This is a genomic window from Photobacterium sp. AWH4_225, from assembly GCF_056158405.1.
This window is the reverse complement of sequence record NZ_JBSWTF010000001.1, coordinates 854,647-874,407: the sequence shown is the minus strand read 5'-3', so window position 1 is coordinate 874,407 and position 19,761 is coordinate 854,647. Positions and strand designations below refer to the sequence as shown.

Sequence of the window (19,761 nt, the reverse complement as noted above, 5' to 3'; positions counted from 1 at the left end):
ATAATCTACTAAAAGTAAGTATTTGAGGCTATTTGACCTTCACCAACACCAAATCCTTGCGAATAGACTCGTCCTGATCAGTCAAAACATGGTTAGCCGTATCGGTGATGAACAGCAACTGACCATCAACCTCGATACGTGCGCTGACAGCATAAGTATGGTTCGAAACGATTTCCTGACGAGAAAAATTCAACTGATACTCAAACGGCACTTGCTTACCATCGGCAAGGAACGCCTGACTACTGATCACCTCTGCAGCCACATCCATTTTCGACACATCAGCCAGCGTAACCGTAATTCGGGCATTGTCTGGCAATGCAATACGCTCTTTGTAGGTCAAGGTTCCCGTCACCGTTTCCAAATCAGCATCCTGTTGTACCAAGCTAGTACATGCCGACACAATCAGCGCCACAGCCAAGGCCGAAATCAGTGCCAAAACCCTTTTCATTGTCTCTCCTAAAGCAAAACTGTCATTTTCATGTGTGACAAGCACTTGAACTAACGATTAAACTGAATGATCATCCATTCATTAGGAATGTTTGTTCCACTCCCACAGCACGTAATAATAACATTAATTCTGGAGATCCGATGAGCAAAGAACTGAATGAACTTCTCACTCTGCTACATTTAGAGCAGCTTGAACAAGGATTATTCCGTGGACAAAGTGAGCATTTGGGTTTACCACAGGTTTATGGCGGCCAAGTGCTAGGACAAGCCCTGTCAGCGGCGAAGGAAACCGTCGATGAAGACCGTCAGGTCCACTCCTTTCACAGCTATTTCTTGCGACCAGGGGATCCCCACAAACCAATCATCTACGATGTCGAAAATCTACGTGACGGCAACAGTTTCAGCACCCGCCGGGTAAAGGCCATTCAGTATGGCCGACCTATTTTCTACATTACCGCTTCTTACCAGGGAGAGGAAAGCGGCTTCGAGCACCAATCGCCAATGCCGAATGCACCTTCCTACGAAGGCTTGATGTCTGAGCAACAACTTATTTTATCCATGGCTGACAAACTGCCAAAGAGCGCAGTGAAACACTTTGGCCGCGAACGCCCTATTGAAGTTCGCCCTGTCAATGTGGTCAACCCGCTAGCGCCAAAACCGACCGAAGCCAAACAATATCTGTGGATTAAAGCCAACGGCGAGATGCCAGACGACCCGCGTATACACCAGTACGTACTGGCCTATGCATCGGACTGGGGGTTCTTAGTCACCGCACTGCAACCGCATGGCGTAAGCTTGTTCGACCCACAAATGAAAGTGGCAACCATCGACCATTCTATGTGGTTCCACCGCCCGTTCCGTATGGATGAGTGGTTGCTATACGCCATCGACAGCCCATCGGCGAGCAATGCCCGAGGCTTGGTACGAGGTGAAATATACAACCAGAAAGGCGAACTGGTTGCATCTGCGGTGCAGGAAGGATTGATGCGTCATACAGGAGAGAAATAGAGCGGAAGATACCGCTCTATTTTAAGGTCTTGATGAGAGGCGGATTATCCCGCCTCTTGCTGCTCGGGCTGCGATTGAGAACTCAACGGTACTTCCGCACTGACCTCACTTTCCAACTGCTGGAGATGTTCTCCCACTTGCTGCAGCTGGTACATCTGCCGGTAGTGGCCCTCTTGCTGCAACAGCGCATGGTGTCTGCCCCGCTCAACTACTTCCCCGCGATGTAGAACCAATATTTCATCGGCTTCAATTACCGTCGATAAACGGTGCGCAATCACCACCACACTCATATCCTGACGCAAGTTATTCAATGCCTGCTGGATATGCTGTTCGGTGCCGGAATCAATATTGGCTGTTGCCTCATCGAGGATCAGTATTTTCGGTTTGCTGTACCAGACCCTAGCCAATGCCAACAACTGCTTCTGGCCCGCGGAGAGATTGACCGCTCCACTTCCCAGTTCAGTATCCAATCCATTGTCATAGCGACGGATTTGCTCGGCCAAACCAACAGCTTCCAGCGCTTGCCAGATATTTTTATCTATCTCTTGCGGTGCATCCAACGCATTCGATTGACCATGGGATGATCGGCCCAACGTAATATTGTCCCGTACCGTAGCACTGAGGATATGCGGGTCTTGCTGAACCAACGCTACACCCGATCGCAGCACCTCATGGGACAGGCTATGAAGCGGCCTGCCATCAAGTGAAATCTGCCCTTTCGATGCGGGATAAAAGCCCATCATCAGCGACGCCAGGGTACTCTTGCCACTTCCGGTATGCCCGACCAAAGCCAAGAACCCACGGTGGGGCATCATCAGGTTGATCCTCTGAAGGATTGGCTGCTTACCGTCGTAGCTAAAATCAACTTGATGACATTCGAGCTGGCCTGAAGCTAACGGCAAACCGTCATCACCATATTGCTGTTGCTCTGCATCAATAAAGCCAAAAATACGCTCACTGGCGACCAGTGCCTGCTGCAATAACGACAGTTGCTGGGTCATTTCGATCAGGGGTTCGGTAACCCGCCCCAAATAGCTGATGAATGCATATAGCACCCCGACCCCGATAAGCTCAACACCACTCACGCCAAACAGAGCAACCAAAGACAGCAACGCGACCCCAGACAAGAAATCAATCAACGGTCGCAGCATAAAACCATTTAATTTAATCACACTGCCCTGGGCCGCCAAATGGCTCGCAGTCAGCTCGGAGAACTGGTTGTAAAACGCTTTTTCCTGTCGCATCAGTTGGATCAAGCTCATACCCTGAATGGATTCACTCATCGAGGCATTGATGTCAGCCAGCAAATCTCGCATTTTCCGGTAGGCGTCCGAACTGTATCGCTGGTAAAGCACCATGATTGCCACCACAATCGGCAGCAAGACCAGCGCAACTAACGTCAGACGCCAACTCAGCAGCGACATTGCCACCAGCATCACCAGAATGAACACCACATTCTTGAGCACCGTCCCAATCACATGGACGTAAAAGTCCCTCAGCGATTCAGTATCATTGGTGATCCTCGAAATCAGTTTCCCCGATGGCATATAGTCAAATGCCGACAGCGGTTGGTTGATGATCCGCTCAAAGAGCTGTTTACGCACCGTTTGCACAACATCGATAGCGAGCTCATAAAACCGAATCGCCATTAGGTAACGAAACCATGCCGTTGCTATCGTCAAACCGATATAGGCCGCCGCCAGTGTGGCCAATTCAGCGGTCGGAAAACTATCCTTGGCAATATTGTTATCAATAAAATAATGAATCAGCCAAGGACCAGAAACATCCGCAATGGATGCCAAAAACAATAACCCCAGCGCCACTGATAACTGCTTCTTGTCTGACAGTGCGTACTTCAACAGCCGGGTAAAAACAGACAGCTTAATGGTCTCCTTTTCCATTATGCGTCCTCCATCGCTTGTTCTAATTTCTGGTAACGATACATCTCCGCATACCAATTATCCTGTGCCAGCAAGCTGGCGTGATCGCCCTGCTCACTGATCCTGCCTTGGTGGAAAACCAACGTCATATCGGCCTCTTCCAGCGCTGTTAAGCGGTGGGCTATCACAATCACCGTGCGGTTTTTCTGACGACGTAGGTTCTGCAAAATATGATGCTCGGTCTTACCATCAACAGCCGACAGGGCGTCGTCCAGTACCAAGATTTCAGCATCCAACAACAAGGCCCGCGCTATGGCAATACGCTGCTTCTGCCCTCCCGATAAGGTAATGCCCTTCTCCCCCACCAAGGTCTGATACCCTTCGGGAAACTGCATGATATCGTCATCGATACAAGCAGCTTTGGCGGCCGAGCGGATCTCGTCCATGCTGGCGTTGGGCTTGCCCAAGGCTATGTTGTCGGCAATAGATCGAGAGAATAAGAATGGCGACTGGCTGACAACCGCAAACCGGCTGCGCCACTGCGATAGCACAGCCTGCTTGAGTTCAATATCACCATAATGGATATGACCGTGTTCAAGCTCTTGCTGTCGCAGCAAGAGTGCCAGTAACGTCGACTTGCCACTCCCAATGGGTCCGGCAATCCCCAGCATGCTACCGCTGTTCAGCGTAAAGTGAACATCAGCTAATGCCGGCTGCCCTTGGCCAGTCCAAGCAAAGGTATCTATCGCCACCTTGACTGGTTGGTAGGTGTTGTCCAGCGGCACTTCACCACTGACGATATCTGGTTTCTCGTCAAAGATATGCGCCAAGCGATTCCATGCAGCAGAGCCTCGTTCGAGAATATTAAACAGCCACGCCATCGCTAACATCGGCCAAATCATCAGGCCCTGGTACAGCACGAAGGCTGTCAGATCGCCGAGTGATAACCGTTGTTCACTGATCAAATACGCGCCGCCAGCAACGCTGAGGAAAAAAGACATGCCGATAGCAATTTGGATCACTGGGTCAAACTTGGCATCGACTCGGGCAACCGCCAAGTTTTTATCGCCTACATCATCGACCACACCGGAGAAATCTTTCTGCTGACGACTTTCCAGCCCAAAGGCCCGGATCATCCGCACACCATTGAGACTTTCCTGGGTTCTGTCCGTCAATGTCGAAAACGCAGCTTGGGACAACGAAAAACGGCTGTGCAATTGGCGGCCAAGAAAGAACACCACGATAGCCATCAAAGGCATCGGCAACAATGCCAATATTGTCAGCTCCCAACTAATAAACGTGGTCATGACAAACAGTACTGCGATCCCGGTAATGAGCGAGTCCGCCGCGGTCAGCACCCCTTCACCGGCCGTCATGACCACAGCATTGACATCGTTGGTCGAGCGCGCCATCAAATCACCGGTTTTATAGCGCTCGAAAAAGGAAGGTGAATGAGAAGAAAAATGGCGATACAAGCGATTTCGCAGTACGGTCCCCAGCTCTACCGCCGCACCGAACAACCAACAGCGCCAGATAATTCGCAGGAAATAAACAATCAGCCAAATCGCAGCCAAGCCCAGAAGCCAGCCCAGCATGGCTTCGGCTGACATCGTCCCGCTTACCACACCGTCAACAACCCAACCAATTGCCTTGGGAGGAACCAACTCAAACAGCGAGACCAAGACCAGAATGCCAATGGCACCGCCGTAACGGCGCCATTCCTGGCGAAAATACCATTTGAGTTGCCAGAACACCTGCATAATCATCTCCTCCCTGCCATGTTAAGCCTTTGTTGCAAGTGATATTATGCTGATAGTTAAGCTTTTATTTCAATAGCTTATATGCACCGGGTTGTGATTTGATATTTCATCCTGATTTTCATTCAATTGCATATCAAACCACTGAAATCGTGGCAGTTAGTCGCAATTTTCGGGCGCAAAATATTACACCGGCAAGGCCGTGGTGTACTTCAGTGGCTCCATCGCAAACGTCGACGTCACATTGGTCAGCCCCTCGATGCTGTTAACCAGTTTTTTATAGAACTGATCAAACGCCGCCATATCGGCAACCTGCACCTTCATCATGTAGTCATACTCACCGGCCATGCGGTAGAACTCCATCACTTCCGGGAAATCGGATACTGTCCCAACAAACTCGTGGTACCACTCCTTGGAATGGTTACTGGTTTTGATTTGGACAAAGGCAGTAAAAGACAACCCGAGTTTTACCGGATCGAGCAAGGCAACCCGCTGGCGTAAGATACCGCTTTCTTCAAGGCGCTTGAGGCGCTTCCAGCAAGGTGTTGTCGTAAGGTTCACCGCTTCTGCCAGCTCAGCCAAGGCCAGTGTGCCGTCTTGTTGTAGTAATCGTAGTAGCGTTCTATCTGTTTTATCGAGATCAGCCAATTTGTTTCACCTAAAATATAGCTTTTAGAATAATTTTCTCTATTTTAAGCGATAAAGAGTAAATTTGATAAAGATTTTTCCTGCTCTTAGTCATACATTACTTACATAATATGTATAGCTAGTAATGCAGCCACACAGCAAAAGGAACGACCATGAGCCACGACCCACAATGGATCCACACAGCGATCCGCAAAATTGAAGCCGACTTTCAACGCTCAGCCGATACCCACCTGATCAAGCTGGATATTCCGTCGCTGGACGGCATTGATATCTACCTAAAAGATGAAAGCACCCATCCAACAGGTAGTCTCAAGCACCGCTTAGCCCGCTCACTGTTCCTATTTGCCCTGTGTAATGGCTGGATTGGTAAAGATACCCCGATCATCGAATCTTCATCCGGCAGTACTGCGGTCTCCGAAGCCTACTTCGCCCGCCTGCTAGGCTTGCCTTTCATTGCTGTTGTCCCACGAAAAACCGCCCGCAAGAAAATCGAACAGATCGAGTTCTACGGTGGTCGTGCGCATTTGGTCGACAGCCCAAGTGAGATCTACGAGGAATCACGCCGTTTGGCCAAAGAGCTCAATGGCCATTACATGGATCAGTTTACCTACGCCGAGCGTGCAACCGACTGGCGTGGAAACAACAATATCGCCAACAGCATTTTTGATCAGATGAAGCTCGAAGAGCACCCCATCCCAAGCTGGGTTGTCATGAGTCCGGGTACCGGCGGCACATCAGCGACCATCGGCCGCTATATTCGCTATCAGATGCACAACACCCAATTATGTGTGGTCGATCCGGAAAACTCGGTCTTTCATGAGTACTATAAAACCCGTGATTCATCCCTGACTGGCGAATGCGGTAGTCGTATCGAAGGCATCGGCCGCCCACGTGTCGAGCCTAGCTTTATTCCGGATGTTATCGATGAAATGCGCACCATCCCAGATGCTGCCAGTATTGCGACCGTTCACTGGCTGGAGAAACTGCTTGGCCGCAAGGCCGGGGCATCGACAGGGACCAACCTCTACGGTGTCCTGCAGCTTGCCAGCGAGATGAAGGCCCGAGGAGAGAGCGGCTCTATCGTCACCCTGCTGTGCGACAGTGGCGAGCGCTACCTAGACACCTACTTCAACCAAGAGTGGATTGCGGACAACATTGGCGATATCAGTGGCTACCTTGCCCAGCTCGAACAGCTAGAGAAAACAGGCCAACTAAGCTAACCGCGCGGCATCTTATAGCCGACACCTCTCATTTATCCAGCCACAACTTTCAGCCGCCTTCATCAAGGCGGCTTTTGTTTGCATCAATAGCCGATTATTTTGTCTGTGTGCTTTCATCTCGAGGCTTTTCTCTTTGCTATTGCTGCGGTAGCATGAGCCTGCCAATAGAGAACCTGCTGTTGGCCTACCCTTATTACATCAAGGGGTAGTCCCTACCGACTGTTTTTCGGTACGACAACAACATAGGAAATTTTTCATGCGCAAAGCCGTAGTTGTTTTTAGTGGCGGCCAAGACTCCACCACCTGCCTGATCCAGGCCATGGCCCATTATGATGAAGTGCACTGTATTACGTTCGATTATGGCCAGCGCCATAAGCTGGAAATCGAAGTCGCTGAGTCTGTCTGCAAAGAGCTGGGTGTCGCAGCACACAAGGTAATGGACGTGGGCTTGCTCAACGAACTCGCGATCAGCTCCCTGACCCGCGACAATATCCCGGTCTCTCATGAATTGCAGGAAAATGGCCTACCGAATTCGTTTGTTCCTGGCCGCAACATTCTATTTCTGACCCTTGCGGGTATCTATGCTTACCAGATTGGTGCCGAAGCGGTGATCACAGGTGTGTGTGAAACTGACTTTTCCGGTTACCCGGACTGCCGTGACGAGTTCGTTAAATCCCTCAACCAATCTCTGGTACTGGGGATGGACCGAGCCCTGAAGATTGAAACCCCGCTGATGTGGCTCAATAAGGCAGAAACCTGGGCGCTGGCCGACCAGTACGGTAAGCTCAATTTCGTCCGAGAGAAGACTCTGACTTGCTACAACGGCATTATCGGTGATGGCTGTGGCGACTGCCCTTCTTGCGATCTGCGCAAAGCAGGACTTGATGATTACCTTGCCAACCAAGATGCGATCATGGCCGAACTAAAAGCCAAACAACAGGCTGGTAACGCTTAACGGTTTTTAAGATTCGCACATAAAAAAACCGAAGCTAGTGCTTCGGTTTTTTATTTGATTCAAATAGCAAATCAGTCGCGGTACAGCGCAAACTCATCAGCACACTCAAGCAACTGCTCACGGGTTAGCATGAACACACCGTGGCCGCCATTTTCGAACTCGATCCAGGTAAATGGAATCTGCGGGTACTGCTCTTCCATGTGGATCATCGAGTTGCCAACTTCGCAGATCAATACGCCATCTTCTTTCAGGTAATCCGGCGCATTAGCTAGGATTCGGCGAACCAGCTTCAGGCCATCGGTACCTGCAGCAAGACCAAGCTCTGGCTCGTGGCGGAACTCATCCGGCAGGCTGTCCATATCTTCCTGATCCACATACGGTGGGTTAGTCACGATCAGGTCGTATTTGTCTTTTGGTACATCACGTAGCAAATCAGAGCGTAGCGGGATCACCTGCTGCTCAAGGCCGTGATCCTGGATATTCTGCTCGGCAACCGCAAGGGCATCAGTTGAGATATCAACAATATCCACCTCGGCTTCCGGGAAAGCATGGGCACAGGCAATACCGATACAGCCAGAGCCCGTACACAGATCCATGATGCGGGTCGGACGCTCTTGCAGGAACGGTTCGAAGAAGTTTTCGATCAGCTCACCGATTGGCGAACGTGGCACAAGTACGCGTTCATCGACAAAGAATTCCATACCACAGAAGTAAGCCTTGTTAGTCAGGTAAGCAACTGGGGTACGCTCGTTGATACGACGGATCACGCGCTCAACAATACGGTGACGCTCACTGCTGGTCAGGCGAGAGTGACGTACTTCTGATGGTACATCAAGGGGTAAGTACAGAGTTGGTAGCACAAGCTGAACCGCTTCGTCCCACGCATTGTCTGTACCGTGACCATAAAATAGACCGGCAGCATTGAAACGGCTAACCGTCCAACGTAGCATGTCTTGCAATGTATGAAGTTCGTTGACGGCTTCGTCGACAAAAATCTTATCCAAAATAGCCTCCGAATGGCGCTACAATACCGCTATAAAGTTGTTGGAATTTCACTATGAGCAAAAAAGATACTAACCTGGACGACGATCTGATGCTCTTCCAGGAAGCGGTTAAGGGCGTAAAAAAGATCACCAATGATACCATAATCACGCCCCGCCGACAGGGTCCAAAGACTGATAAACCAAAAGTCTCGGCAAAAGAAACACAAAATCACGAGTTTTACTTCTCTGACGAGTTCGAGCCTCACCTCAACGAAAACGGCCCAACCCATTATGCCCGTACCGGTGTGTCGAAATATGAAGTGAAAAAACTACGCCGTGGTGTCTATGTGCCAGATATGTATCTGGACATGCACGGAATGACCCAAAAAGAGGCCAAGCGGGAATTGGCTGCGATGATCGCGGCGTGTATTAAGGAAAAAGTTGCCTGTTGCTGTGTGATGCACGGTATCGGCAAGCACATCCTCAAGCAGAAAGCGCCAATGTGGTTGGCACAACACCCTGATGTGATGGCTTTCCACCAAGCGCCGCTGGAGTTCGGCGGTGACGGTGCCCTATTGGTGCTGCTAGATATTCCGGAAAGATAAATCGGGCGATGGGCTACTTCACTACATCTATTAGCCCAAAGCCATTTTCTACCATTTAGTAGACAAACCGTGCTAGCGAGCCCACGTTGATAACCTGGCCTTCCACAAGGAGGGTCACTTCCCCACTATCACAAATATTCATCCGTGTTTTCACCGCCTGTTCACTGTAATAGTGCTCACAGGCTCCGTTTCGAGCACTGTCGATACGAGAGAAGATAGTGATGCCACCCGGATTGAACAGGCTTTGCGGCGAAGCAAATGTCAGGGTGCTCCCCGACGCCGAAATGTGCATATCTTCAGTGATACCATTGGCCCACTTAATGGCGCCATTGGCATTAATACTAGGGGCTGGCGGCATTTGTACGCATCCAGCAAGCAGTGCGACACCCATCGCTAGTGATAACTTTGCTTTCATCAAACGTCTATGAATTCAAGAGGGTTAGAGAAACGAAACTATCTCTTGTATCGGCGCTCCCCGGAAAAACCTTAGGATTTTTACTCAACATTTTCCGGGGGTCCATACCCAAGCATCTAATTGCTCGAAATGCTCGGGGCTTTGAGACTAGCCTTCAGGGTTGGCATGCCACAGCAGATCACCGCTGTCGCTGTCTGGTTGGTAATCTATCGCGGCAATCGAGGAAGTGATAAACATCGGAGGCTGCAAGCCCGGCACCATTTCAGCGGTAAGGTAACCGACCAGTGGCAGGTGCGATACCACCAACAGATTTTCCGGCTGCTCGATATTGATCACCGCTTTAAGGTAAGCAGCTACATCTTCGGCATCGCCGTAAGGGGTGATGTCATCAACGGTCATCAGGCGCTTAGGCTCAGGTAGATGAGATGCCATCGATTGCCACGTCTGCTGTGCTCGCAGATAAGGGCTCACCCAGACCATATCCAGATCGTTGTCGAACTGGCCGGCAAGTTGCAATGCCATTTGCTCAGAAAGGGAAGCCCCTCTGTCGGTCAGTGGGCGTTCTGCATCACTGGCTGCAAAGTGTTGGGCTTCACCATGACGCATAATATAAATTCGCATATTTTATCCATTTTCACAGTCTGATACCCGATCACACACTTATTTATAATTACTGTCAGTGGGTAGTGATCGATCAAACTCAGGCTTACTTATCCGACTTCTCACTATCAGACAAGACGTACTTCAAAGCTATGCTAGCAAGTAAACCCAGTAGAAAACAGAGATCCCGCTCACCCTGTTAGAGGTTCCGTGACCGCCGTTGGAAATCGCTGCGCTAACCTTTTGTTTCTTGGCAAATAAAGATGGGTTAAATTTGCCACCCTTTCTAATGAGCGTCATAATTAGTCTACTTTCCTTTGAAAAAATAGGCTCTTCCTGTGCATACAAGTCCGAATGACCCTAAGCAGTACCGTTACCTCACCCTGCCCAATGGATTGAAGGTACTGCTGGTACATGATGCTGAAGCCCCCCGTTCAGCGGCTGCACTATCGGTAAAGGTTGGCCACTTTGACGATCCTATTGACCGTCAGGGCATGGCACATTTTCTCGAGCACATGCTGTTTCTCGGCACCGAAAAATACCCGCGCGTTGGTGAGTTCCAAACTTTTATCAACCAAAGTGGCGGCAGCAACAATGCCTGGACTGGGACCGAAAACACTACCTATTTCTTTGAAGTTAGCCCCCACGCTTTCGGTGAAGGTCTCGATCGCTTCGGCCAGTTTTTTACCGCACCTTTATTCAATGAAGAAGCCGTCGACAAAGAACGCAACGCGGTTGACTCGGAATACAAACTCAAGCTGAAAGACGATGTACGCCGCCTGTACCAAGTTCATAAGGAAACCATCAACCCCGAGCACCCTTTTTCCAAGTTCTCGGTCGGTGATCTCACCACACTGGAAGACCGCAACGACAACTCGGTTCGCGACGAGCTGATTGCCTTTTATCAGACCCATTACTGCGCCAGCCTAATGGGACTTGTTCTGCTTGGCCCTCAATCGCTGGAAGAGCTGGATGCCTACGCCCAAACCTTCTTCCGTGATATCCCCAATACCGGGAACCAAACAGCGGAAATTGCCGTCCCTTTGGTATCGGACAACGAGAAAGCCAAGTTCATTACTATCGACCCGATCAAGGAAGTGCGTAAGCTCACACTCTCGTTCACCTTGCCAGCGGTTGATCAGTACTATCGCGAAAAGCCCCTCTCATACATTGCCCACCTACTGGGTAACGAGGGCAGTGGTAGCCTGATGTCATTGTTGAAATCACGAGGCTTAATCAATACCTTGGCGGCAGGAGGTGGTGTCAGCGGCAGCAATTTCCGGGAATTTACCGTCGGTCTGAACCTAACCCCTAAAGGGCTGGATAACGTTGATGAGATAGTCAAAACCGTTTTCCAATATATTGATCTGATCCGCCAACAAGGACTGGATGAGTGGCGCTTTAGCGAGAAAAAATCCGTACTGGATATGGCGTTCCGCTACCAGGAGAAAAACCGCCCGCTCGATACGGTCAGCTACCTGGTGATGAATCTGTTGCACTATTCGCCTGACGATATCATCTATGGCGATTACATGATGGCAAACTACGACGAGACGCTAATTGCCTCCTTCCTTGATAAGCTGACACCGCAAAATATGCGCTTGGTGCTGGTTGCTCAAGGTCAGGAGAACAATAAGATCGCTAAGTGGTACCACACACCTTATGGCGTCAAACCGTTTACCGAACAGCAATTGGCTATCTGGCAGGCTCCGGGGACAGAGCCGGAACTCACTCTTCCAGAGCAGAACCCTTACCTGTGTGAAAGGCCCGATCCGCTACCGCTCGCCGATGACGCCGAGCAGCCGCCCCGACTGTTACAGGACCTGCCGGGCTTCCGCCTGTGGTACAAGCAAGAGCATGAATTTCGTGTACCAAAAGGGATTGTCTATGTGGCTATCGACAGCCCGCATGCCGTCAACTCGCCACGCAATATCGTCAAGACACGCTTGTGTGTTGAAATGCTGCTCGATGCCATCAACGAAACAGCCTACCCGGCTGAAATTGCCGGTATGTCGTATAACCTTTATGCCCACCAAGGCGGCGTCACATTGCAGCTATCCGGTTTCAGTGAAAAGCAGCCCCTGCTGCTCAAGCTGCTACTTGATCGCTTTGCCAACCGCGAGTTTAGCCCTGATCGCTTCAAAAACATCAAAGCCCAGATGCTTCGCAACTGGCGCAATGCTGCACAGGACAAGCCGATCTCTCAGCTGTTCAATGCCCTAACCGGCGTTCTGCAGCCGAACAACCCGCCGTACCCCGTCCTGCTCGAGGCGTTGGAAAGTATCGAAGTCGATGAGTTACCGGCTTTCGTAGAGGCGATGTTTGCCGAGCTTCATATCGATACATTCGTTTATGGAAACTGGCTCGAAAAGGATGCCATTGCTCTGGCCGAAACCCTCAAAGATGCCTTCCGGGTCACCGACCAGCTCTACGGTGAATCACAAAGGCCGTTAGTCAGGTTGGGCAATTCCGGCACCCTCAGCAAGGAAATCAACTGCAACCATGCTGACTCGGCGCTGCTGATGTACTACCAATCACGGGAAACAACGCCGCGGAAAATTGCCATTTACACCCTGGCCAATCACTTGATGTCGACGACGTTTTTCCATGAACTTCGCACCCGACAGCAGCTGGGTTACATGGTCGGTACCGCCAACTTGCCACTCAACCGCCACCCGGGCCTGATCTTATATATCCAGTCACCGGTAGCCGCTCCAACCCAGTTACTTGAAGCCATCGATGAATTTACCAATGCCTTCGCACTGGTGTTACTAGAGCTCAACGAAGCACAGTGGCAGGCCAGCAAACAAGGCTTGATCGCGCAAATTTCCGAGCCGGACACCAACCTGCGAGCCCGCGCCCAGCGCTTCTGGGTCAGCATCGGTAACAAGGACAATGAGTTCAACCAGCGGCAGAAGGTCATTGAAGCCTTAGAAGCTATTTCCCGTGCCGATATGGTGAAATTTATTGTCGATGTCGTAAAGCCCCGCACCTCCAACCGCATTGTGATGCACTGCCAGGGGCAAGCCCATAGCAATTTAGAGCCACTCCATATCGGCACGCCGATAGGCTCTATCGAAGAGTTTCAAAAAGGGGCTTACTAAATTGGTTGCTACAACCTAAACAAACTCAAAAAACCCGGCTTGGCCGGGTTTTCTTTACTTACAATGAGTTAAAGCTAATAAATTTGCAGATTTTATATTTTTTACAGTTTTTTACTACCCGGGACATATCTAGCAACCATTTCTCAGAACTAATCAGTGGCAGAATGCTGAACCAATCCACAATATCGGTCGTCTTATAAATACGTGTTACAGATATAGGCATCAATTTGCTTACAGTAACAATCCGCCCATTTTGTAAGAGATACTTGAGGAGACGCTTTATCATGAGCCAGCACTGCCCACATTGCCAACAGACAATTGCCAGTCCTTCGCTAAGCAGCTACGAAGACTTTTTTGCCTGTCCGCACTGCCATAATGCCCTTGCTCATCATGAAGCCGATATCATGCTCTATGCCTTGGCGTTCATTGTCACCATGACAACTCCGCTTGTGACCTTGGCTGGAATGAACATCCTTATCGCAATGGCCATCACCATGCTGGCTTATCATTTCCTCCGCCCTATCTTTTTCGAGCCGCGTTTCCGACTACGCGTTGTCAAATTCTTCCCAGAGCAATAGCGCAAACACATAAAGAAAAGCGCAGCCAAAGAAAAAGCCAGTTGCACGAACAACTGGCTTTGATATCAAGAATAACGCTCCGTTATACGGCCCGGTTATTCTGGGAAATAAATCAACTATTCTGGGTAATAACTCTCCCCTGCTTCAGCCATATCTATCAAAGCCTGACACGGTTTGAAACGCTCACCGTATTTATCAGCATGCTCGGTCAATAGCTCAACCACACGCTTGATACCCAGCTGATCCATATAGCGGAACGGGCCACCTAGGAACGGTGGGAAACCAATACCAAAAATTGCTCCGATATCACCATCACGAGCCGAACGCACCACTCCTTCATCCAGACAGCGGGCTGCCTCATTGAGCATCATCAGCGTACAGCGAATGGCAATCGCGTCGGCATCGGCTTTCTTCTCAGGATCGAGTCCCAATAGCTTGTAGACACTCTTGTCGACCGCTTTCTTCTTGCTGTTGTACAGGTAGAAGCCTTTACCCGTTTTACGACCTTTACGGCCATCGTTCAGCAGCTTGTCGAATACATCCGGCCCTTGGAAGCGCTCACCCAACTCACCAACCAATACCGGCATGATCTTGGCGCCGATATCAACACCAACTTCATCGAGCAAGGTGATCGGCCCCACAGGGAAACCGAAATCAAGCAATGCGGTATCAAGATGCTCTATCGGCTCACCGGCCAACAGCACCTGGGCCGCTTCGTTCATGTAAGGTGCCAAGATACGGTTAACATAGAAACCGGCTTTGTCACCCACCACAATTGGCGTTTTGCCTTGTTTCTTCGCCAGCGCGACCACTGTCGCCACGGTTTCCTCGGACGTCCCGTCATGCGGGATCACCTCTACCAACGGCATCTTCTCTACCGGGCTGAAGTAGTGCAGGCCAACTACGTTTTCAGGTCGCTCTGCTGCTTCAGCGATTTGGTGGATCGGCAGTGATGAAGTATTGGTTGCAAAGATTGTCTCTGGCTTGGCATTGGTTTCTATTTCCTTGACCATCTGATGCTTCAGGCCCAAGTCCTCGAATACCGCTTCAATGACCACATCCATGCGTTCAAACGCGGTATAGTCGATACCACCAGCAATGCTCTGCATCTGCTTTTGTAATTCCGCCTTGCTGATGATGCGGCGCTTACGCTTTTTATCCAGCAACTTGTAGTTGTATGACATCGCATTGAGGATGCCATCGTTATTGATGTCCTTGATACGGACCGGGTAGCCAGCCTTACTCGCGGTAACATGGCTGATCCCACCGCCCATCAGGCCACCGCCTAGCACACCGACATGCCCGACTTTACGAGGCTCAGCCTCTGAGCCGGATTCCTTCTTCATTGCCGTAGTCGCAAAGAAGATGCTGCGCAGCGCTGCTGATTCTGACGACATCACCAGATCACCGAACAATTTGGCTTCACGGGCCAAGCCTTTGGTCATGCCGTTTTGCAGGCCATATTTGATCACATCCAAAATGGCATCAGCTGCCGGGTAATTACCTCGGGTTTTTTCATGGGTCTTCTTGGCGGCCTGATCGAACACCAATGAACGCCCCAGTGAGTTCCCACCCATTGCACGGTCTTGCAATGAAAGTTGGCGTTTTGGCTTAGGTTTCAGGGCTTGCTTCTCGGCAATGTCCAATAAGATACTCAGCGGTACGGCTTCATCGACCACACCCAGCTTCTTGGCTTTTTTGGCACGCAATTGCTTACCGGTCAGGATCATATCTAATGCGCCCGCAACACCAATCAAGCGAGGCAGACGCTGAGTACCACCAGAGCCCGGCAACAAACCGAGCTGGACTTCCGGCAAACCGAGGCGGGTCTTGTCATCGTCAGAACAAACACGGCTATGACAGGCCAAAGCAAGCTCCAAGCCACCGCCCAAACACGGGCCATGGATGGCTGCAACAGTATGGAAAGGCAGGTTTTCCAGCTCGGCAAACAGCTTCTGCCCTTGCTCGGCGAGCGAGGCGGCTTCCTCGGCCGTGGTACAGGCTGCCAGCATACGGATATCAGCACCGGCGACAAAGTTATCCGGCTTGCCCGAATAAACCACCATCCCTTTTATATCAGTCTTACCCTTGAGCTCTTCAAGCACCTTACTGACTTGCTCGCCGAACTGCGCCTGAAGCGTGTTCATTTTCTCGTTGGGCACATCGATTTTGAGCCAGGCAACGCCGTTATCGGCATAGGACAAAGTGAATGCAGATTGTTGTTCAGTCATTATTCGGCCTCCAAAATCATTGCGGCACCAAGGCCACCAGCAGCACAGGCAGTATTCAAAGCTAAACCACCACCACGGCGCTGTAGCTCCCTCAAGGTCTGGGTGATCATCCGCGCACCCGTTGCGGCAAACGGGTGGCCGTAGGCAATCGAGCCACCAAGGACATTGAACTTATCCATATCGATTTCGCCAATGGCTTCGCTGCGACCGAGCTTTTCCTTGGCAAACTGCGCCGAGCCGAACATCTTCACATTCGACAACGCCTGCGCCGCAAAGGCTTCGTGCATGTCGATAAGGGTAAGGTCACGCAAGGTCACGCCAGCGCGATCCAGTGCCATCGGGGTAGCATAGGATGGGCCCATCAACATATCTTGCTCGACACCGATTGCAGAAAACGCGTAAGAGCGGATATAACCCAAAGGTTTGAGGCCAAGCTCTTTCGCCCTGCCCTCACGCATTAACAAAATTGCAGCAGCCCCATCTGTAAGCGGGGTTGAGTTAGCCGCCGTTACCGAGCCGAACTTACGATCAAAGGCCGGACGCAATTTGGCGTAGGACTCAAGGGTGGAGTCTTCACGAATGTTGTTATCTTTATCGATCCACTGGCGGTAAGGTTCCGGGAAAGCGGTGATCACTTCATCTTGGATCAAGCCATCACGCCATGCCTGCGCAGCTAGGGTGTGCGAGCGATGTGCCAGCGCATCTTGCTCTTGGCGGGTAATGCCGTGGCTCTTTGCCATTTGCTCAGCCGTTTGGCCCATACTCAAGCCTGTCGAGTATTCGGCCACCGCTGGCGGTACCGGCATCAGATCTTTCACACTGAGCTTACTGAGCAGTTTTAAACGCTTGCTCATGGTTTTGGCCTTGCTCAGTGCCAATAATGTTGCAGCAAGATGCTTGGATACACCAATAGGTAGTACCGACGATGAATCCGCGCCGCCAGCAATACCAATATCAATAGTGCCCGATATAATACTTTCCGCCACATTGGCGGCAGCCTGGAAGCTGGTTGCACAGGCACGGGTGACGCTGTAGGCATCGGTGCCAATATCCATACCAGTACCCAGCACAATTTCACGGGCAATATTCGGCGCTTCCGGCATCTGTACCACCTGGCCAAATACCACTTGGTCTATCAGCTTTGGATCGATATCCACCTGCTGGAGCATTTCACTGACAACCATTTTCCCCATGTCCAATGCCGGTACACCGTCAAAGGCGGTTGACTGGCGGGCAAAGGGGGTACGTAATCCACTTACAACGGCGATGCGCTCACCCTGAGATGTCGTGAGCTTTTGGAGACGTGTCATCGCTACTCCTTATTAATATGTCGGGTACGGGGAACCTTGCCCCAGAATCTACTTTAGAGGTCTGACCACAACAATTGTAATGCAGTTGTTACCAGAATCAAACAAATGTTTAAAAAGTGGGATCTCTATGGCAACAGATGCAGTATAGGAATTTTCCGTCGGAGAAAATTAGCGCTATGAGGAAAAATTTGACGGCAAGTGAAAAACTTAGCTATCAATAAAGACAGGCGTGAGATGGATGCGGTTCAGTTTGCTAAGATAAAAAAAAACCATACCGAAACGGTATGGTTGTAATTTACACGGAAAGCAATCCATGTAAGGTATAAGTCAATTAACATAAAGCCAATTGCAAATCAGGCAAGCCTGATAGGAGAAAGTAAAGTCAGCCTTCAAAAGGAAGTTGTCATCTTGCTCAACAGATATTGAACCCTGTTATCGTACAAAATCCACTGTACGAATCGCAAAGCTCAGTATCAGATGACGTTGACTACTATAACTTGCTCACCAAGACACAATTTGAACCAGATCAATTTTAATGCGGATTATTGGATGAATCAGCGGAACATTGTCGTTTTTCTCGCAAATTTAGCGGCAAGGTTCGGCATGAAACGGACACTTTTATGATTAAGTCATTTTTTCGAAAGAAAAAGCCTGATGCCTCGGTCTCTGTGGATATGAATAAGCAAAGACGATACGAAGCCCTTGTAAGGGCCTGGCATCGGGATCTCTATCGCTACGCATATTGGTTATGCCACGACCCCCACATCGCGGAGGACTTGGTTCAGGAAACCTGTTTGCGAGCATGGCGCTCCCTCGATAGCCTTCAAGATGATAAAGCCGCCAAATCATGGTTGATTACGATCCTTCGCCGGGAGAATGCCCGACGCTTCGAGCGTAAGCAGCTCGATTTGGTTGATATCGATGACTATGCCATTGCCGATACCCAGCAAAATGGCAACGAAAGCGACTTGGAGCAACAAATGCTACGCAAGCAGATAATGAAACTGGCTCCGGAATACAGGGAACCGTTAGTATTGCAGGTGATGGCAGGATTCAGTGGGGATGAAATTGCCGATATCCTTGGCCTCAACCGCAATACCGTAATGACGCGCTTGTTCCGCGCCAGAAACCAACTCAAAGAGCAGCTCGAAAAACACACCGACCGGAGGGGGCAGCAAAATGGATGATCTAGAATTCCGTCGCCGACTCTTGGCTGATCCTTTTGACAATAGCCAAGACATGGCTGAAGCACGCAATGCGTCTATTACCAACCGTAAGCTATCCGACGAACTACAGCTACTCGACAGCAAGCTTGAGCAGGCAATGAAAGTGGATGTCCCGGACGATCTGGCCGACCGTATCCTATTCCATCAATCGGGCCAACCGAGCTCGAAGAGCTGGAAGCCGCGGGCACTGATCGCCATGGCAGCATCGGTTGCCTTTGTCTTCGGTATCTTTGTCGGGCAGTTCAACCAAGGGATTAATATCAGTAATCCGCAATTGGAAATTGCCCAGATCGCAATGGATCATGTGCGTCATGAAGCACCTTTCATTGAGGGTATCGATGAATCTGTCACCCTCAACCAGGTTAATGCCAAGTTAACACCTTTTGGTCCTTCTTTTAGCAATATGCCTGGGCACGTTTACTACGTAAACCATTGTGGGTTTGGTGAGAAAGTGGCCCTTCACATGGTGATGGATAGCCCGCAGGGTAAAGTCACAGTCTTTGTGGTACCTGAGCAGTCACCAGACATGACCCAGTTTAACGACCAAAGCATGCAAGGTGTTGTCATGCCAGTACAAAACGCCAGCCTGATTGTTGTAGGCGAGAAAGGCCAAGATGTCGCTCCTATCGCCAAGAACCTTCGTGATGAGTTAAACTGGGAAATCTAACACTTTCTTACACTTTACAATCCAAAGCCACAAAAGCATAAATCAACCTAATGCTTTTGCGGCTTTTTATTTGGTACAAGCATACCAATTGGAAAATGTTAGCTCCGTTGCATATTTTAACTTTTTT

The 19,761-nt window shown here is 50.2% G+C and carries 17 protein-coding genes; 8 read left to right on the top strand and 9 right to left on the bottom strand.

Going from position 1 to position 19,761, the window contains the following annotated elements; translation table 11 throughout:
- Nucleotides 1-28 precede the first annotated feature (28 nt).
- Entirely contained in the window at nucleotides 29-448 is a 420-nt protein-coding gene (locus tag ACXAD4_RS04495; protein WP_475239045.1) for a YbaY family lipoprotein, read from the bottom strand.
- A 140-nt stretch (nucleotides 449-588) separates the two neighbouring features.
- On the opposite strand from ACXAD4_RS04495, the gene tesB reads away from it, so the two are divergent.
- The gene (gene tesB, locus ACXAD4_RS04490; protein WP_475239043.1) at nucleotides 589-1,455 is read left to right on the top strand and encodes an acyl-CoA thioesterase II; all 867 of its coding nucleotides are present in this window, start codon (nucleotides 589-591) and stop codon (nucleotides 1,453-1,455) included.
- Between the two features lie 44 nt (nucleotides 1,456-1,499).
- Here the strand turns inward: tesB and ACXAD4_RS04485 are convergent, their stop codons facing one another.
- From ACXAD4_RS04485 to ACXAD4_RS04475, 3 genes are all read right to left on the bottom strand, one after another.
- On the bottom strand, nucleotides 1,500-3,356 hold the full coding sequence (locus ACXAD4_RS04485; RefSeq protein WP_475239040.1) for an ABC transporter transmembrane domain-containing protein: 1,857 nt from the start codon (nucleotides 3,354-3,356) through the stop codon (nucleotides 1,500-1,502).
- The gene (locus ACXAD4_RS04480; protein WP_475239038.1) at nucleotides 3,356-5,095 is read right to left on the bottom strand and encodes an ABC transporter transmembrane domain-containing protein; all 1,740 of its coding nucleotides are present in this window, start codon (nucleotides 5,093-5,095) and stop codon (nucleotides 3,356-3,358) included. The genes ACXAD4_RS04485 and ACXAD4_RS04480 overlap by 1 nt, the downstream gene beginning before the upstream one ends.
- A 183-nt stretch (nucleotides 5,096-5,278) precedes the next feature.
- Complete coding sequence (locus tag ACXAD4_RS04475; protein WP_475239035.1) at nucleotides 5,279-5,740, bottom strand: Lrp/AsnC family transcriptional regulator; 462 nt, start codon at nucleotides 5,738-5,740, stop codon at nucleotides 5,279-5,281.
- Nucleotides 5,741-5,892: 152 nt separating this feature from the next.
- Between ACXAD4_RS04475 and ACXAD4_RS04470 the strand changes: the two genes are divergently transcribed.
- Both ACXAD4_RS04470 and queC read left to right on the top strand, forming a co-directional pair.
- Nucleotides 5,893-6,960, top strand: coding sequence for a PLP-dependent cysteine synthase family protein (locus ACXAD4_RS04470; RefSeq protein ID WP_475239033.1), 1,068 nt, complete (start codon nucleotides 5,893-5,895; stop codon nucleotides 6,958-6,960).
- Nucleotides 6,961-7,216: 256 nt separating this feature from the next.
- The gene (queC, locus tag ACXAD4_RS04465) at nucleotides 7,217-7,915 is read left to right on the top strand and encodes a 7-cyano-7-deazaguanine synthase QueC (protein ID WP_475239032.1); all 699 of its coding nucleotides are present in this window, start codon (nucleotides 7,217-7,219) and stop codon (nucleotides 7,913-7,915) included.
- Nucleotides 7,916-7,986: 71 nt separating this feature from the next.
- Here the strand turns inward: queC and prmB are convergent, their stop codons facing one another.
- The gene (gene prmB, locus ACXAD4_RS04460; RefSeq protein WP_475239030.1) at nucleotides 7,987-8,919 is read right to left on the bottom strand and encodes a 50S ribosomal protein L3 N(5)-glutamine methyltransferase; all 933 of its coding nucleotides are present in this window, start codon (nucleotides 8,917-8,919) and stop codon (nucleotides 7,987-7,989) included.
- 53 nt (nucleotides 8,920-8,972) lie between these two features.
- Between prmB and smrB the strand changes: the two genes are divergently transcribed.
- On the top strand, nucleotides 8,973-9,503 hold the full coding sequence (gene smrB / locus ACXAD4_RS04455) for an endonuclease SmrB (RefSeq protein ID WP_475239028.1): 531 nt from the start codon (nucleotides 8,973-8,975) through the stop codon (nucleotides 9,501-9,503).
- 55 nt (nucleotides 9,504-9,558) lie between these two features.
- On the opposite strand, the gene ACXAD4_RS04450 is transcribed toward smrB, so the two are convergent.
- Together ACXAD4_RS04450 and sixA are read right to left on the bottom strand one after the other, a co-directional pair.
- A complete protein-coding gene (locus ACXAD4_RS04450) occupies nucleotides 9,559-9,918 on the bottom strand; it encodes a hypothetical protein (RefSeq protein ID WP_475239026.1) in 360 nt (119 codons plus the stop codon).
- Between the two features lie 147 nt (nucleotides 9,919-10,065).
- Nucleotides 10,066-10,539: a phosphohistidine phosphatase SixA gene (sixA, locus tag ACXAD4_RS04445; RefSeq protein WP_475239023.1), complete on the bottom strand. Its 474-nt coding sequence runs from the start codon at nucleotides 10,537-10,539 to the stop codon at nucleotides 10,066-10,068.
- A 317-nt stretch (nucleotides 10,540-10,856) separates the two neighbouring features.
- Here sixA and ACXAD4_RS04440 point away from each other — a divergent pair, with 317 nt between their 5' ends.
- Both ACXAD4_RS04440 and ACXAD4_RS04435 read left to right on the top strand, forming a co-directional pair.
- Nucleotides 10,857-13,622 carry an insulinase family protein gene (locus ACXAD4_RS04440; RefSeq protein ID WP_475239021.1) on the top strand — a complete coding sequence of 922 codons (2,766 nt, stop codon included), beginning with the start codon at nucleotides 10,857-10,859 and terminating at the stop codon, nucleotides 13,620-13,622.
- 284 nt (nucleotides 13,623-13,906) lie between these two features.
- On the top strand, nucleotides 13,907-14,200 hold the full coding sequence (locus ACXAD4_RS04435; RefSeq protein ID WP_475239020.1) for a hypothetical protein: 294 nt from the start codon (nucleotides 13,907-13,909) through the stop codon (nucleotides 14,198-14,200).
- A gap of 116 nt (nucleotides 14,201-14,316) precedes the next feature.
- Here ACXAD4_RS04435 and fadJ read toward each other — a convergent pair whose 3' ends face one another.
- Both fadJ and fadI read right to left on the bottom strand, forming a co-directional pair.
- Nucleotides 14,317-16,431 carry a fatty acid oxidation complex subunit alpha FadJ gene (gene fadJ / locus ACXAD4_RS04430; protein WP_475239018.1) on the bottom strand — a complete coding sequence of 705 codons (2,115 nt, stop codon included), beginning with the start codon at nucleotides 16,429-16,431 and terminating at the stop codon, nucleotides 14,317-14,319.
- Nucleotides 16,431-17,741: an acetyl-CoA C-acyltransferase FadI gene (fadI, locus tag ACXAD4_RS04425; protein WP_475239016.1), complete on the bottom strand. Its 1,311-nt coding sequence runs from the start codon at nucleotides 17,739-17,741 to the stop codon at nucleotides 16,431-16,433. Before fadI ends, fadJ begins: the two co-directional genes overlap by 1 nt.
- Before the next feature lie 620 nt (nucleotides 17,742-18,361).
- Here fadI and ACXAD4_RS04420 point away from each other — a divergent pair.
- The gene (locus ACXAD4_RS04420; protein ID WP_107300734.1) at nucleotides 18,362-18,928 is read left to right on the top strand and encodes a sigma-70 family RNA polymerase sigma factor; all 567 of its coding nucleotides are present in this window, start codon (nucleotides 18,362-18,364) and stop codon (nucleotides 18,926-18,928) included.
- Nucleotides 18,921-19,634 carry a DUF3379 domain-containing protein gene (locus ACXAD4_RS04415; RefSeq protein ID WP_475239014.1) on the top strand — a complete coding sequence of 238 codons (714 nt, stop codon included), beginning with the start codon at nucleotides 18,921-18,923 and terminating at the stop codon, nucleotides 19,632-19,634. Before ACXAD4_RS04420 ends, ACXAD4_RS04415 begins: the two co-directional genes overlap by 8 nt.
- Nucleotides 19,635-19,761 lie beyond the last annotated feature (127 nt).